Here is a 14,594-nt window from a genome sequence, read left to right as displayed (position 1 = left end):
ACGTGAAATTTCATAAAAAAAGCCCCAATAAAAATTGGAGCTTTTGAATTACCTTAAAACAGCATCTAAATTTTTCTCGAATGTTTGCTGTAATTTTTGCATTATTTTATCAATCTGTTTATCTGCCAATGTTTTGTTTTCATCTTGAATTACAAAACTTACTGCATATGATTTTTTACCTTCAGGTAATTTATCACCTTCATAAACATCAAACAAATCTACTTCTTTTAATAATTTCTTTTCTGATTGAAAAGCAAGATTGTAAATTTCTTTAAACTCAATTTTATCATCTAATAACAACGCTAAATCACGTTTTACTGACGGGAACTTAGCTAAATCTGATACTTTAATTTTCTTATTACCTGCTAAGCTTAAAATGTTTTCCCAATTAAAGTCGGCAAATAAAAGTTCTTGTTTAATAGAAAATTCTTTTAAAACAGCCCTTTTTATAACTCCGAATTCAACTAGTTTAGTTTTTCCTAAACTTAATACTATACCTTCAGAAAACACATCTGTTTTAATAGGTGAAGTTTTTAAATTATCAAGTCCTAATCTACTTAATAAGTTGGTTACAATTCCTTTTAAATAAAAGAAATCAGAAGCTTGAGTAGTCGTTTTCCAACTATCTTTCGTTCTATTTCCTGTAACAAACAACGTTAAGTGCTTGTCTTCCTGATATCCGCTTTCGTATTTATGATATGTTTTACCAAACTCATAAAGTTTTAAAGCGTTATTTTTTCTGTTGATATTATAAGAAACAGATTCTAAACCGCTAAACAATAATGATTGTCTCATTACTTTTAAGTCGTTACTTAACGGGTTTAACATCTCTACATTATGTGTTTCATTTAAACTTTCAGACAACGCTACATAAGATGCTTTTGTTAACGAGTTAGCCATTGTTTCGTTAAATCCTAATGAAGTTAACTGATCTGCAACAATGTTTTCTATCTTAACTTCTTTATCGCTATCAAAAGATATTGAAGTATTTAATTTGTGAGAAAACTCAATATTATTGTATCCGTAAACTCTTAAAATTTCTTCAATAATATCAGCTTCACGCTGTACATCTACTCTGTATGAAGGTATTGTTAAACCTAAACCACCTTCAGTTACACTGTTTATTTTAATTTCTAAAGAAGCTAAAATATTTTTAATAGTTTCTTTAGGAATTTCTTGGCCTATTAATTTATACGTGTTTTCGAAAGATAAAAACACTTCAAAATCTTCTATTTTCTCTGGATAAAAATCTAAAACATCCGAAGACATTTTTCCACCTGCGTACTCTTCAATTAATAAAGCAGCACGTTTTAAAGCGTATTTTGTAGAATTGATATCGATTCCTCTTTCGAAACGGAAAGAAGCATCGGTATTTAATGCGTGACGTTTTGCTGTTTTACGAACAGAAACCGGGTTAAAATAAGCACTTTCTAAGAAAACTGCTGTGGTATGCTCTGTTACTCCCGATTTTAATCCGCCGAAAACACCACCTAAACATAATGGATTATCATCTGCATCACAAATCATAATATCATCTGCATCTAACGTTCTTTCTACTTCATCTAACGTTTTAAACTTCGTTCCTGCGGCTAATGTTTTAACAATAACTTTATTACCTCTAATTTTATTAGCATCAAAAGCATGTAAAGGTTGCCCTAACTCATGTAAAACATAATTCGTAATATCTACAATATTATTTTTAGGCACAATACCAATAGCTTTTAATCTATTCTGAATCCATTCTGGAGATTCTTTTACTTCAATATCGGTAATTGTAATTCCGCAATAACGAGGCACTAAATTTTTATCTTCAATTTCGATATCAATCTTTAAAGTACGTTCATCTACATGAAAATCAGACACCGAAGGAGAAATTAATTCTAAATTTGTTCCTTGATGCATTAAACCGGCACGTAAATCACGTGCAACACCGTAATGGCTCATTGCATCGGCACGGTTTGGTGTTAAACCTATTTCAAAAACATAATCTGTTTCGATATTAAAAACATCGGCACCTAAAGTTCCTGGAGCAATAGCATCATCTAAAACCATAATACCTTCATGACTTTTACCTAAACCTAACTCGTCTTCGGCACAAATCATTCCTTGGCTTTCTTCACCTCTTATCTTCCCTTTTTTAATTTTAAATCCTTCTCCTTTTTCATCATATAAAGTAGTACCTACAGTAGCAACAGGTACTTTTTGACCAGCAGCTACATTTGGCGCTCCACATACTATTTGAACCGGATTACCATCACCTAAATCTACCGTAGTAATTTTTAGTTTATCAGCGTTTCGGTGTTTTACACATGTTTTTACTTCACCAACAACGATACCATTTAAGCTACCTTTGATGCTCTCTACCTTATCTATTCCTTCTACCTCTAGACCTAAATCTGTTAATAGTTCTCCTGTTTTTTCAGCTTCCCAGTCGGTTTGTAAAAATTGTCTTAACCAATTGTATGATATCTTCATAATCAATCTCTAATTTGAGCCTGCAAATTTACAGAAAATAAAGGAAAAAACGATAATCATTTCCAAGAGTATTCATTAAATTGATTTTTAATTGTTTGTTATTTAACATAACCATCATTTTGAAATAATTAGAACTTGATAAGGTTACTACCTATATAAAAAATCAACCTCTTCTATTATAATCACGCAAAAGTTTTATCAAAAAAAAAGGACAATCATTTAGAGATTATCCTTTTACTTAAAATAAAAAATATTAAATTTCAATTGTTTTTTTTGATTCCTTAGTGCTAAATACATACGTAAATAGCCACATTAGTGTAAAAGTTGGTATTACATCTAAACCAGGCATTGCTTCTTCAATAAAAGCAACTCCAGCAGCAATTTTTCCTTTATTACCTTTATACATGCGAGTCATTATATAAGCTGATGCTGGCGCCCAAACTACATCTATTAACTCACCCACGCCAGGTATTACATACGACACAAATCCTATTGCATCAAATAATAAACTAAGTGCTAATTTTTTATATTTATTTTCTTTATCCATTTATTTAAAATTAATTCTGTTAATTACAAATCAAAATTCAAGCCAAATTATTTTATATTTAACTCTGTAAATTAATATGTTTGCTCTAAAATACTAAAAACGAATGACTTTTTCTGATTTTACAAATCAACTTGAAGAAATACAACACAAACCTTTAGGCGGATTAATTTCTCAATTTAAATTGGCTCCTAAATTAAGAACTCAATTTTCACAGGAATTAATTGACAGTAAAAACCCAAAAAAAGCTGCAGTTTTAGCATTATTTTATCCTGATAAAAACAATAAAACTTGCCTATTATTAACACAAAGAGCAAGTTACAAAGGAAGTCATTCAGCTCAAGTTAGTTTCCCTGGAGGAAAAATAGATCAAAAAGACAATAATCTTAAAGAAACTGCGTTAAGAGAAACATTAGAAGAAGTTGGAGTTATACCTGAAGATATTAAAATAATTCGTCAACTTTCAGATTCTTATATTCCGCCAAGTAACTTTTTAGTAGCTCCGTTTATAGGTGTCATCAATAAAAAACCTGTTTTTAAACCTAATTATGAAGTTGCCAATATTATAGAAGTGTTTATTAGTGATTTGTTAAACGACAATAATTTAACTTCTACAGAAATGGAAACATCTTACATGAAAAACATTAAGGTACCTTGCTTTAAACTAAATGGTTATATAGTTTGGGGAGCAACAGCTATGATGCTTTCAGAAATTAAAGATTTATTTAAGTAGTCATGTTTTCTATTTCTTTTGTAATTTAGCTCTTATCACTAAAAATATAATTACAAATGCCTTTATTTAAAAGGAACCCATTCGGTCATATTTTATTCATAAAACGCTTCCTTATTCAAGTATTGGGAGTTATATCACACGGTCGTTATCGTAAATTCAATAATTTACAAATTGAAGGCATGGATATACTTCGTAATTTACCTGAAAAAAATGTCTTATTCATTTCTAACCATCAAACTTATTTTGCGGATGTCGCTTCGATGTTCCATGTATTTAACGCTGCTTTAAAAGGTCGTGATGATAATATTAGAAATGTAGGTTATCTATGGAACCCAAAATTGAACCTTTATTATATTGCAGCTGGCGAAACTATGCGAGCTGGTTTATTACCTAAAATATTTGCCTATGTAGGCTCTGTTTCTGTAGAAAGAACCTGGAGAAGTAAAGGAAAAGAAGTAAAAAGACAAGTAAAAATGTCTGATATTTCTAACATCCGTAAGGCATTAGATGATGGTTGGGTAATTACTTTTCCGCAAGGAACTACCACGCCATTTAAACCTATTCGTCGAGGTACTGCTCATATTATAAAAACATATAACCCTGTTGTAGTACCTATTGTTATTGATGGTTTTAGACGTTCCTTTGATAAAAAAGGATTGCTTATAAAAAAACGAAATGTTTTACAATCAATGGTTATTAAAGAACCTTTAGATATTGATTATGAGAATGAGGATGTAGCTAGTATTGTTGAAAAAATAGAATATGCTATCGAACAGCACCCATCATTTCTAAAAGTTTTAACTCCAAAACAATTAAAAGAAGAACAAGAATATCGTGAACAGCGACGTTTTTGGGGACCAGATTCTAAAAAAGAAGAAGAGGAATAATAAAACAACATTACATATATTATGACTAAAAATAACTCAATTTTAAACGAGAAGTCAATAGATTTCTTAGCTAAATATTTAAATAACGCTGCTCCTACCGGATACGAATGGGAAGGGCAAAAAATTTGGATGGATTACCTAAAACCTTATGTTGATGAGTTTATTACTGATACATACGGTTCGGCTGTTGGAGTAATTAATCCTGATGCTAAATATAAAGTTGTAATTGAAGGACATGCTGATGAAATTTCGTGGTATGTAAACTATATTTCAGACAACGGATTAATTTATGTGATTCGTAACGGAGGTTCTGATCATCAAATTGCACCAAGTAAAATTGTAAATATTCATACTAAAAACGGCATCGTAAAAGGTGTTTTTGGATGGCCTGCAATTCATACACGAAATAAAGGAAAAGAAGAAGCACCAAAGCCTGATAATATTTTTATTGATACTGGTTGTGCAACGAAAGAAGAAGTGGAAAAATTAGGAGTACATGTTGGTTGTGTAATTACGTACCCAGATGAATTTCATATTTTAAACGGTGATAAATTTGTGTGTCGTGCTTTAGACAACAGAATGGGAGGATTTATGATTGCCGAAGTTGCGCGTTTATTAAAAGAAAATAAAAAGGAATTACCTTTCGGATTGTACATTACAAACTCTGTACAAGAAGAAATTGGTTTACGTGGTGCCGAAATGATTGCACAAACTATAAAACCGAATGTAGCCATTGTTACCGATGTAACACATGACACAACTACTCCGATGATTGAAATGAAAAAGGAAGGTCATTTAGAGCTAGGTAAAGGTCCAGTAATTGCATACGCACCCGCTGTACAACAAAAATTACGTGATTTAATTATTGATGCTGCTGAGGCTAACGAAATTCCTTTTCAACGTTCTGCGTTATCAAGAGCTACTGGTACAGATACTGATGCTTTTGCTTACAGCAATGGTGGTGTTGCCGCTGCATTAATTTCGTTACCTTTACGTTACATGCACACTACTGTAGAAATGGTGCATCGTGAAGATGTTGAAAACGTTATTAAAATGATTTACGAAAGTTTATTAAAAATTGAAAACGGAGAAGATTTTTCATATTTTAAATAAACCTACATATTATAAGCACAAAAAAGCTCGATAACAGTAATGTTATCGAGCTTTTTACTTTAGTAGTAATTATACTAAAATTTTACTTCCTTTTGTTTTTGTTTGGTTTCTTTTCCAACCGATAACATATTCGCAAATAATTTATAAGCTCCGGAAACACCTGCTGGCAATTCTCTAAAGAAACTTAAACCAGTATATATATAATTTCCTTTTCCGTATTTAGCAATTAACAAACTACCTTCTTTAGTTGTTTCTCCTTTATCATTCATAGCTAAAATTGGCGTATATTCTTTACTCCATTGATTCGGAAAATACAACCCACGTTCTTGAACCCAACCTTTAAAATCAGCTTCAGTAACTTTATTCGGATAATTTAATATCGAATGATTTTTAGCCAACAAAGTAACCTTTGCATTTTCATCAGTAACCCTATCTCTCGATAATTTTAACTCAAACGGTGCTTTTACATCTACTCTTCTATTGGTATTGTATTGCACAATCATGTTTCCACCATTTTTTACAAATTCTAACAAATATTTTTGTTTAAATTGTAATTCTTGCAAAGTATTATAAGCTCTAATTCCTACTACAACAGCATCAAAATCTTGTAAATTTTTATCGTTGATATCTTTCGGGTTAATTTCTATAACAGTATATCCTATTTGACGTAAACTTTCTGGAATTGCATCACCTGATCCTTGAATATAAGCAACCTTTTCGCCTCTTTTCTTAATATTTAAACGAACTAATTTTGCTTGTGATGGCAATAATATCGATTGTTTCGGAATATGATCGTAGTTAATTTCTACCAATTCTTTATCATACGTTTTATCATTAATCGTTGCAATTACTTTTAAAATCCCTTCGGATTGATTTTTAGATGGTGTAACTTTAAAATCTACAACTTGTTTATCTCCCTTTTGTTCTATATTAAAATCTGCTATTTTAGGAGACACCTCCCATCCGTTAGGAACTTGTAAAGCAACAGTTCCGCTTACGTTTTTAGCTCCTGAACGAACTTCTAAAGATACTTTTTGAGCAACATCTTCAGAAAAAATAATAATTTTACTTTTTAATTTTGTAGTTACTTTTGGTAATACTTCAAAAGGCTCATAAATTTCTCCTTTATCTCTTTTAGAATATCTGTAAACAACCGGAATTACGAATTCAATTGATTTTCCATCAATAATCATATTATAAACAATATGAACTGGTCGTGAACTTTCTGGATTTCCAATTAATTTCTTATCATCAACAGTGTACATTCCTAAATCCCAAGGTTTTGTTAACCAATATGGAGACGAATAACCAACGTTTTTAATTGTAATATTTTCTTTAAAATTTTGTTTCGAATTTGGCAATAAATCTAATTCTTTTAAAATCGTTTTTTCACTAGGTAATATTTTAATAGATGCTAATTCAATTGATTGATTACTCCTATTTAACACTTCAAAATCGACGTTAAATGTACTATTAGGTGTTGCACTCGATTTATTTGCTGATGCTTCTAAATACAAACCTGCACACGACTTTATAATTAATTTTAGCTCTTTTGATTTTATATTTTTCCAATGTTCATCTTTTAAATTCTGAACCAACTCATAAGCTTTCATTAATTCAGGTAAATGCTTCGACGGATTTACAAAATCGAAATTCTTTTCAACCTCGTATAAAATGTCGCCAATTTCGCCACCACCTTCTACTCTATTCCAGGTAGTATTAATTCCTGAAAAAATATCTTTTTTATCCTTCGGAAAATCTCCTTTTAAAAACTCAACCCATTCTGTTTGGCTTCCACGTGTTGTTAATCGACCAAAACCTTGACATAAATGCTGGCTACTTGCCATAGAAGCAACTTCATTATTCGACAATCCTTTTAATGGATAATATGCGCCTACATCAAAACTTAACATTTTACTCTTATCCGCTTTCTCAAATTTTTCTTGACTCCCATAAAACCACCAAGAAGTATTAAAAAATAAGCGTTGTGGTTGCCAAGTACTAGTATTTTTAAGCTGACTAGCATATTTTGTTTTATCGTTTGACAAATCGAAAGCTTCCATACTTAACATTGCTGATGAAGTATGATGACCATGTGTAGTACCTGGTGTTCTGTGATTAAAACGATTGATAATTACATCTGGCTTAAAAGTACGAATAGCCCAAACTACATCTGCCAAAACCTTTTCTTTATTCCATATTTTTAACGTTTCATCTGGGTGTTTAGAATACCCAAAATCGTTTGCTCTCGAAAAACGTTGTTCTCCACCATCTACCCTGCGAGCAGCCAATAATTCTTGTGTACGAATTACACCTAATAATTCTCTCATTTCTGATCCAATTAAATTCTGACCTCCATCACCACGAGTTAATGATAAATAACCTGTTCGTGCTTTTTCGTGATTTGATAAATAAGCGATTAAACGCGTATTTTCATCATCAGGATGGGCTGCAATGTACAATGCGGTACCTAAAAAGTTTAGTTTTTGAATTTTCTCATAAACTTGGTTAGAACTTAGTTTATCAGGTTTTTGTGCAAATATTGATACAGATATCAATAAAAAAGAAAGGCTAAAAAGCGTTTTTTTGTACATCTTTTATTGTTTGGTTGATAAGAAATTTGGTGAACCTAAATTTATTTCAGATTCCTAACTTAATTATAAAACACTATGAAATTCTGAGATAAATTCGGAATAACCTAAAATATTATAACAAACAAATGTACTTTTTTTAGTTAGAACTTTTATTAAATTAACAAAACACTAACATATATTTTTACTCTATAAAAAACAAAAAACTCGCGATTAACTTAATGAAAAATCCATTTGAAAATTATAAGAAACACGCACTTCTTTTCCTTCTTGTTTCCCAGGGGTAAACTTAGGAAGTAAAGATATAATTCGGATTGCTTCTTTTTTTAAGATATCGCTATTTAAGCTTTTAGATGACACTTCGATATTTTCAATATTTCCGTTTACATTTATTATAAAACTAACAAATACAAGAGCTTCTAATTTGTTAATTAATGCTTTTTTAGGATAAATTAAATTACTTTTAATATGATCAATCATCTTTTCATTAAAAGAATTTTCATTCCTTTTTGATAAAGGAAATAAAGGTGTTTTTTCAACTTTTTGAAAGGAAATTATACTTTTTGTTTTACTTATAGATGAAATTATATTCGCTATTTTATCTTTACTTTTAAACGACTTTTTAAGGTTTCGTCTTCGCTTAAAAGCTCTTTCATTTAAACGATTTTTAGTAATATTTTTTTCTGCTTTCAAATTTTCAATTTCACACTTTTTTATAGCGATTTCATTTAAATCTTCGAAATTAGATGCTTCATCGCTAACACATACTGATTGTGCAAAATTTTGTTGATATATGCAGATAATTAAAATTAGAGTTATTCTTTTCATGCTATTTTTTAAACCTTTTTAGTAGAAATACTATACCTTAAGACAACAAAAAAATAAAAAGTCACATAAAAATTTTAATCTAAAAAATAATCGTCTTTAAAGCCAATTAAATACAATTTATCTTGCGCTCTGGTAATTGCAGTATATAACCATCGTAAATACTCAACACTTGGCCCGTCGGGTAAATAAGGTTGCTCAATAAAAACGGTATTCCATTGTCCTCCTTGTGATTTATGACAAGTCATTGCATACGAGAATTTTACTTGAAGGGCATTAAAATACTTGTTCTTTTTTACCCCCATAAACTGTTTATACTTCGATTTTTCATCTGCAAAATCTTCTTTTACAGCTTCGTATAACTTATTAGATTCTTCGTAGGTTAAAGACGGACTTTCACTAGAAAGTGTGTCTAACAACAATACTGTTTCAAAGGGATTCATATCAGGATAATCAATCATACGAACTTCTACTTCAGCAAATTTAAATCCGTATAATTCTTTAATAGTATTAATTCGCATTACTTCACAAATATCTCCGTTCGCTATAAAACCTGCAGAAGAAGAATCTTTTAACCAGAAATAATTATTCTTAACAACCATTACATAATCTCCAGTAGAAATTTCGTTTTCTTGACCGCGAATTTTTGTTCTAATTTGATCATTATACTGGTTTGCTCTTTTGTTTGATCGCACTATAAATGCGGTATCCTCTACGCCAATATCTCCATCATACGCCATTGTAATAGCATCTTGAATGTCGTAACTATCTTCTAATCGAATAATATCAGGATAATTTACATCAAATTGAAAGTCTATAATATTATTTTGTATCAATAAACGTAAATCGGTTGCATTTGCTAAGATTCCAGAATTTTGCTGTTGCCTTACTACTTCATCCAATTCAATTTCAATAACATCTTTATTAAAATCAAAAGAAAGTCTATCAGCTTCTAAAGCGGGACTTATCGTTAATTTAACAGGCGGTAATTGCGCAGTATCCCCTATAAAAACAATTTTACAATTTTTACCAGAGTACACATACGAAATTAAATCATCTAATAAAGAACCGTTTTCAAACAGTTTTGAGTTTTGCCGAGAATCGGATATCATTGAAGCTTCATCAATAATAAATATCGTATTTATGTGCTTATTTGGCTGCATTACAAAGCTTACGCCCCCATTCCCTTCTTTTTTCGGAAAATAAATTTTCTTATGTATTGTAAAGGCTTGCTTTTTAGAATAGCCCGAAATTACTTTAGCTGCACGACCTGTTGGCGCTAATAAAACGGCTTTTTTACCCGCTTTCCATAAATTATTAACAACAGTACTTATTATAGTTGTTTTACCAGTACCAGCATATCCTTTTAATAAAAATAAGGCATCTGTATTTTTTCCAAATATAAAATCCGTTAACTTATCTAATAACTCATTTTGCTTTTGAGTAGGTTGATATGGAAATTTTTGAAGTATTTCTTTATAAAAATTAGAGGCAGATTCTATCATATTTTAAATAATGGCCAAAGATATATCTATTTATACAGAAATATTTTTATGATTGAAAAAAAATTGTAGATTTGCGTATATCATATTATTAAAACAAAAAAAATGAATTTATTATTAATGATTTTAGCAGCCGTTGTCGTTGCAATTCTTTTAGCTGTAGTTATAGTTAAATTTGTACCACTGAAAATGAGATGGTTAGTTTCTATATTACTCTTAGCAGCCACCGCTTATTTAGGATATCTTATTTACGGAGGTATTATGGAACCTATTCATTTTGCTAAAGAAAAAGAAGTACGATACGCTAAGGTTATTAAGAATTTAAAGTTAATTCGTGATGCTGAAGTTAAGTACAAAGAGGTTTACAGAACGTATACCGACAGTAAAGACTCTTTAATAAACTTTATTGAGAAAGGGCAATTGGCTTTAATTGAAACTAGCAATATTGAAGAAGAAGTAGATAGAGGTGGTGGAATTATGATTACTATTTCTAAAAAGAAAATTGATACGATTGGTTATGAACCGGTATCAAAATATTTTGAAGGAAAAGATTATAAAGGAATGTTTAACGTTCCTGGAACCGACAAGCAATTTGAAATAGCAACTGGTACTGTTGAAAAAGTTACAGGTTTATTTGTACCTGTTTTTGAAGTAAAAGCTGACAAATCTTCTGTTTTAAAAGGAATGAGTACTTCTTTAGTAAAACAAGAATTAGAAGCTTTAGAAACTGATCAAATTAAAGGAGCTTATGTTTCTGTTGGTTCTTTAGCAGAAGTTACTACTGGTGGTAACTGGCCTCCTTCTTACGATAAAGGTGAAGCGGTTGTTAAAGAAGACTAAAAAAAGTAGCGCAATTGCGCAAAATAAAAATCTATCCATCCAATTTAGTTTGGATGGATTTTCTTTTTGTATCGCTAATTCTGATACCAAAGAAATACTCTTATTTACTGAATACACGTTTAAAAATTCCTTAGCTTCTCCTGAAGCTTTATTAGATAAAATTATTACCATTTTTGCTACTGATAAAGATTTACAACAAGATTTTATAACCGTTTTTGCAATTCATCAAAACAACTTAGCTACGCTTGTTCCTAACGAATATTTTGATAGAAGTAACTTAGAGGCCTACTTAAAATACACTGTTAAAACTCTATCTACGGATTTTATAACTTATGACTCTTTAGAAGCTATAACTGCAAATACAGTATACATACCATATGTAAACATCAATAATTATTTGTTTCAAAATTTTGGTGAATTTGAATACAAACATCATTCAACTATTTTAATAGATAAATTATTAAATTTTTCTAAAGAAGATTCTGAAAAGCAATTTTTTGTACAGGTTTCACCTAATCAAATAGATATTGTTGTTTGTCAAAAAAATAACTTAATTTTATACAATTCATTTTCATTTTCTACAAAAGAAGATTTTATTTATTATATTTTATTTGTTGCAGAACAATTACAGATGCATCCGAATGAGTTTCAATTAACACTTATTGGGGCTATCGAAAAAACGTCTGAACTTTATGATGTTGCCTATAATTATATACGTAATATTCATTTTTTTAAACCTATTTCAAACTTCTTTACAGAAAGTGAAGAATTTTCAAATCATTCTAATTTTATCTTAGCAAATTAATGAGAATTATATCAGGAAAATATAAAAGCAGACGACTTTCTGCTCCGAAAAAATTACCAGTTCGTCCTACGACCGACATGGCTAAAGAATCGTTATTTAATATTTTAAACAACGATTATTATTTTGATAGTATTGCTGTATTAGATCTTTTTGCAGGTACTGGTAATATCAGTTATGAATTTGCATCTCGCGGAACCTTAACAATACATGCTGTTGATGCACATTTTGGATGTGTAAAATTCATAAATGACACTGCTAAAGAATTAGATTTTGATATTAACACCTACAAAAGTGATGTATATAAATTCTTAGAAAAAACAACTATAAAGTCGGATGTTATTTTTGCAGATCCTCCGTATGATTTTGAAGAAGAACAGTTTTTAAAAATTGCTGACCTTGTTTTTGAGCGTCAACTTTTAAATGAAGAAGGTACTTTAATAATAGAGCACTCTAAACACACCGATTTAACAAAACATCCAAACCATAGCTACGATAAACGTTATGGAGGTAATGTTTTTAGTTTTTTCGAAATAGAAACAACTACAGAAGAATAATCATAAAAAAAAGGAAGCTATTTAATTAGCTTCCTTTTTTTTATGTGATAAGGTATTTATTATGAATACATTTTTTTTCTTAATTCCTTTACCTTAGAATCAGATAAATATTCATCGAAAGTTGAATACTTATCGATAACTCCTTTTGGTGTTATTTCAATAACTCTGTTAGCTACTGTTTGTGCAAACTCGTGATCATGAGTAGAAAACAATACAGTTCCTTTAAAGTTAATTAAAGAGTTGTTTAAAGACTGAATAGATTCTAAGTCTAAGTGATTGGTTGGCTCATCTAACAAAACAATGTTTGCTCTTGTCATCATCATACGAGATAGCATACAACGCACTTTTTCTCCTCCAGAAAGCACATTACTTTTCTTTAAAGCTTCTTCACCAGAAAAAATCATTTTCCCTAAAAAACCTCTTAAAAACACTTCTTCTCTTTCTTCTTCGGTTTGTGCGTACTGACGTAACCAATCTACTAAATCTAACTCTCCATCTTGAAAAAATGATGAATTATCTGCTGGTAAATAAGATTGCGTAGTTGTTACTCCCCAATTGTATTTTCCAGAATCAGCTTCTTCATTTCCAGCGATAATTTCATAAAATGTAGATACTGCTTTCGAGCTTTTTGAAATAATAGCTACTTTGTCTCCTTTATTTAAGTTTATATCAATATTCGCAAATAACGGACTTCCTTCAAAGTTTTTAGATAGCCCTTCTATATTTAAAATCTGATCTCCTGCCTCTCTATCTCTATCAAAAATAATTGCTGGGTAACGACGACTAGAAGGTTTAATTTCATCAACATTTAACTTATCTATCATCTTCTTACGAGAAGTAGCTTGTTTAGATTTTGCCATGTTTGCAGAAAAACGACGAATAAATTCTTCTAATTCCTTCTTCTTGTCTTCTGCCTTTTTATTTTGTTGCGCTCTTTGTTTTGCAGCTAACTGACTAGATTCATACCAGAAAGTATAATTTCCAGAAAAGTGATTTATTTTAGCAAAATCAATATCAGAAATATGTGTACAAACGGCATCTAAAAAGTGACGGTCATGTGATACAACGATTACGGTGTTATCAAAATTAGCTAAGAAGTTTTCTAACCAAGCAATAGTTTCAAAATCTAAATCGTTGGTAGGTTCATCCATAATTAATACATCAGGATTCCCAAATAAAGCTTGTGCTAATAAAATACGTACTTTCTTTTTAGATTCTAAATCAGCCAATAGAGTATAATGATCTTCTTCTTTAATACCTAAATTAGATAATAAAGTTGCAGCAGCAGCATCGGCATTCCAACCATCCATTTCTTCAAAACGAACTTGCAACTCCCCTATTTTCTCTGCATTTTCATCAGTATAATCTGCATATAGAGCATCTATTTCTGATTTAATTTTATGCAATTCTTTATTCCCCATTAAAACAGCTTCTAACGTAGTATACTCATCAAAAGCGTAGTGATCTTGAGTTAAAACAGACATTCTTTTTCCAGGTTCTAAATGAACATGACCAGATGTTGGTTCTTGTACCCCTGATATAATCTTTAAAAAAGTAGACTTTCCTGCTCCGTTTGCCCCGATAATACCGTAGCAATTTCCTTGAGTAAATTTTGTATTTACTTCATCAAACAAAATACGCTTACCAAACTGAACTGATAAATTAGATACTGATAACATTTATAGCTTTTTAAATTGGCTGCAAAAGTATAAAATATACTGACTT

At 30.4% G+C, this 14,594-nt stretch carries 12 protein-coding genes; 6 read left to right on the top strand and 6 right to left on the bottom strand.

Annotation, left to right across the window (positions count from 1 at the left end; all coding sequences use genetic code 11):
* Nucleotides 1-48: 48 nt before the first annotated feature.
* Complete coding sequence (pheT, locus tag N2251_RS06470; RefSeq protein ID WP_260585917.1) at nucleotides 49-2,475, bottom strand: phenylalanine--tRNA ligase subunit beta; 2,427 nt, start codon at nucleotides 2,473-2,475, stop codon at nucleotides 49-51.
* 253 nt (nucleotides 2,476-2,728) lie between these two features.
* The gene (locus N2251_RS06465) at nucleotides 2,729-3,022 is read right to left on the bottom strand and encodes a hypothetical protein (RefSeq protein WP_260585916.1); all 294 of its coding nucleotides are present in this window, start codon (nucleotides 3,020-3,022) and stop codon (nucleotides 2,729-2,731) included.
* Nucleotides 3,023-3,125: 103 nt separating this feature from the next.
* On the opposite strand from N2251_RS06465, the gene N2251_RS06460 reads away from it, so the two are divergent.
* From N2251_RS06460 to N2251_RS06450, 3 genes are read left to right on the top strand one after another with little or no spacing between them, the layout of a single operon-like run.
* On the top strand, nucleotides 3,126-3,752 hold the full coding sequence (locus tag N2251_RS06460; protein ID WP_260585915.1) for an NUDIX hydrolase: 627 nt from the start codon (nucleotides 3,126-3,128) through the stop codon (nucleotides 3,750-3,752).
* 56 nt (nucleotides 3,753-3,808) lie between these two features.
* Nucleotides 3,809-4,639, top strand: a complete 831-nt coding sequence (locus N2251_RS06455; RefSeq protein WP_260585914.1) for a lysophospholipid acyltransferase family protein — start codon at nucleotides 3,809-3,811, stop codon at nucleotides 4,637-4,639.
* Between the two features lie 21 nt (nucleotides 4,640-4,660).
* Nucleotides 4,661-5,752, top strand: coding sequence for a M42 family metallopeptidase (locus tag N2251_RS06450; RefSeq protein ID WP_260585913.1), 1,092 nt, complete (start codon nucleotides 4,661-4,663; stop codon nucleotides 5,750-5,752).
* A gap of 74 nt (nucleotides 5,753-5,826) precedes the next feature.
* Here N2251_RS06450 and N2251_RS06445 read toward each other — a convergent pair whose 3' ends face one another.
* The 3 genes from N2251_RS06445 to N2251_RS06435 form a co-directional block, all read right to left on the bottom strand.
* Nucleotides 5,827-8,346 carry a PIG-L family deacetylase gene (locus N2251_RS06445; RefSeq protein WP_260585912.1) on the bottom strand — a complete coding sequence of 840 codons (2,520 nt, stop codon included), beginning with the start codon at nucleotides 8,344-8,346 and terminating at the stop codon, nucleotides 5,827-5,829.
* A 210-nt stretch (nucleotides 8,347-8,556) separates the two neighbouring features.
* Nucleotides 8,557-9,171, bottom strand: coding sequence for an energy transducer TonB (locus tag N2251_RS06440; RefSeq protein ID WP_260585911.1), 615 nt, complete (start codon nucleotides 9,169-9,171; stop codon nucleotides 8,557-8,559).
* 74 nt (nucleotides 9,172-9,245) lie between these two features.
* Nucleotides 9,246-10,673, bottom strand: a complete 1,428-nt coding sequence (locus N2251_RS06435; protein ID WP_260585910.1) for an ATP-dependent DNA helicase — start codon at nucleotides 10,671-10,673, stop codon at nucleotides 9,246-9,248.
* A 102-nt stretch (nucleotides 10,674-10,775) separates the two neighbouring features.
* Here N2251_RS06435 and N2251_RS06430 point away from each other — a divergent pair, with 102 nt between their 5' ends.
* From N2251_RS06430 to N2251_RS06420, 3 genes are read left to right on the top strand one after another with little or no spacing between them, the layout of a single operon-like run.
* The gene (locus N2251_RS06430) at nucleotides 10,776-11,510 is read left to right on the top strand and encodes a hypothetical protein (RefSeq protein ID WP_260585909.1); all 735 of its coding nucleotides are present in this window, start codon (nucleotides 10,776-10,778) and stop codon (nucleotides 11,508-11,510) included.
* Nucleotides 11,485-12,315, top strand: coding sequence for a DUF3822 family protein (locus N2251_RS06425; RefSeq protein ID WP_260585908.1), 831 nt, complete (start codon nucleotides 11,485-11,487; stop codon nucleotides 12,313-12,315). Before N2251_RS06430 ends, N2251_RS06425 begins: the two co-directional genes overlap by 26 nt.
* On the top strand, nucleotides 12,315-12,869 hold the full coding sequence (locus N2251_RS06420; RefSeq protein WP_260585907.1) for an RsmD family RNA methyltransferase: 555 nt from the start codon (nucleotides 12,315-12,317) through the stop codon (nucleotides 12,867-12,869). The genes N2251_RS06425 and N2251_RS06420 overlap by 1 nt, the downstream gene beginning before the upstream one ends.
* Before the next feature lie 59 nt (nucleotides 12,870-12,928).
* Here N2251_RS06420 and N2251_RS06415 read toward each other — a convergent pair whose 3' ends face one another.
* The gene (locus N2251_RS06415) at nucleotides 12,929-14,548 is read right to left on the bottom strand and encodes an ABC-F family ATP-binding cassette domain-containing protein (RefSeq protein ID WP_260585906.1); all 1,620 of its coding nucleotides are present in this window, start codon (nucleotides 14,546-14,548) and stop codon (nucleotides 12,929-12,931) included.
* Between the last annotated feature and the right edge of the window lie 46 nt (nucleotides 14,549-14,594).

The sequence above is a fragment of the Tenacibaculum haliotis genome (assembly GCF_025215075.1).
GTDB lineage: Bacteria > Bacteroidota > Bacteroidia > Flavobacteriales > Flavobacteriaceae > Polaribacter > Polaribacter haliotis_B.
This window is presented reverse-complemented; position numbering and strand designations above follow the sequence as displayed.

Excerpts from the sequence above, each read along its gene's own strand:
- N2251_RS06440 (WP_260585911.1), bottom strand. The coding sequence starts at position 9,171 with ATGAAAAGAATAACTCTAATTTTAATTATCTGCATATATCAACAAAAT.
- N2251_RS06460 (WP_260585915.1), top strand. The coding sequence starts at position 3,126 with ATGACTTTTTCTGATTTTACAAATCAACTTGAAGAAATACAACACAAA.
- N2251_RS06420 (WP_260585907.1), top strand. The coding sequence starts at position 12,315 with ATGAGAATTATATCAGGAAAATATAAAAGCAGACGACTTTCTGCTCCG.
- N2251_RS06465 (WP_260585916.1), bottom strand. The coding sequence starts at position 3,022 with ATGGATAAAGAAAATAAATATAAAAAATTAGCACTTAGTTTATTATTT.
- N2251_RS06450 (WP_260585913.1), top strand. The coding sequence starts at position 4,661 with ATGACTAAAAATAACTCAATTTTAAACGAGAAGTCAATAGATTTCTTA.
- N2251_RS06435 (WP_260585910.1), bottom strand. The coding sequence starts at position 10,673 with ATGATAGAATCTGCCTCTAATTTTTATAAAGAAATACTTCAAAAATTT.
- N2251_RS06445 (WP_260585912.1), bottom strand. The coding sequence starts at position 8,346 with ATGTACAAAAAAACGCTTTTTAGCCTTTCTTTTTTATTGATATCTGTA.
- N2251_RS06430 (WP_260585909.1), top strand. The coding sequence starts at position 10,776 with ATGAATTTATTATTAATGATTTTAGCAGCCGTTGTCGTTGCAATTCTT.
- N2251_RS06415 (WP_260585906.1), bottom strand. The coding sequence starts at position 14,548 with ATGTTATCAGTATCTAATTTATCAGTTCAGTTTGGTAAGCGTATTTTG.
- N2251_RS06455 (WP_260585914.1), top strand. The coding sequence starts at position 3,809 with ATGCCTTTATTTAAAAGGAACCCATTCGGTCATATTTTATTCATAAAA.
- pheT (WP_260585917.1), bottom strand. The coding sequence starts at position 2,475 with ATGAAGATATCATACAATTGGTTAAGACAATTTTTACAAACCGACTGG.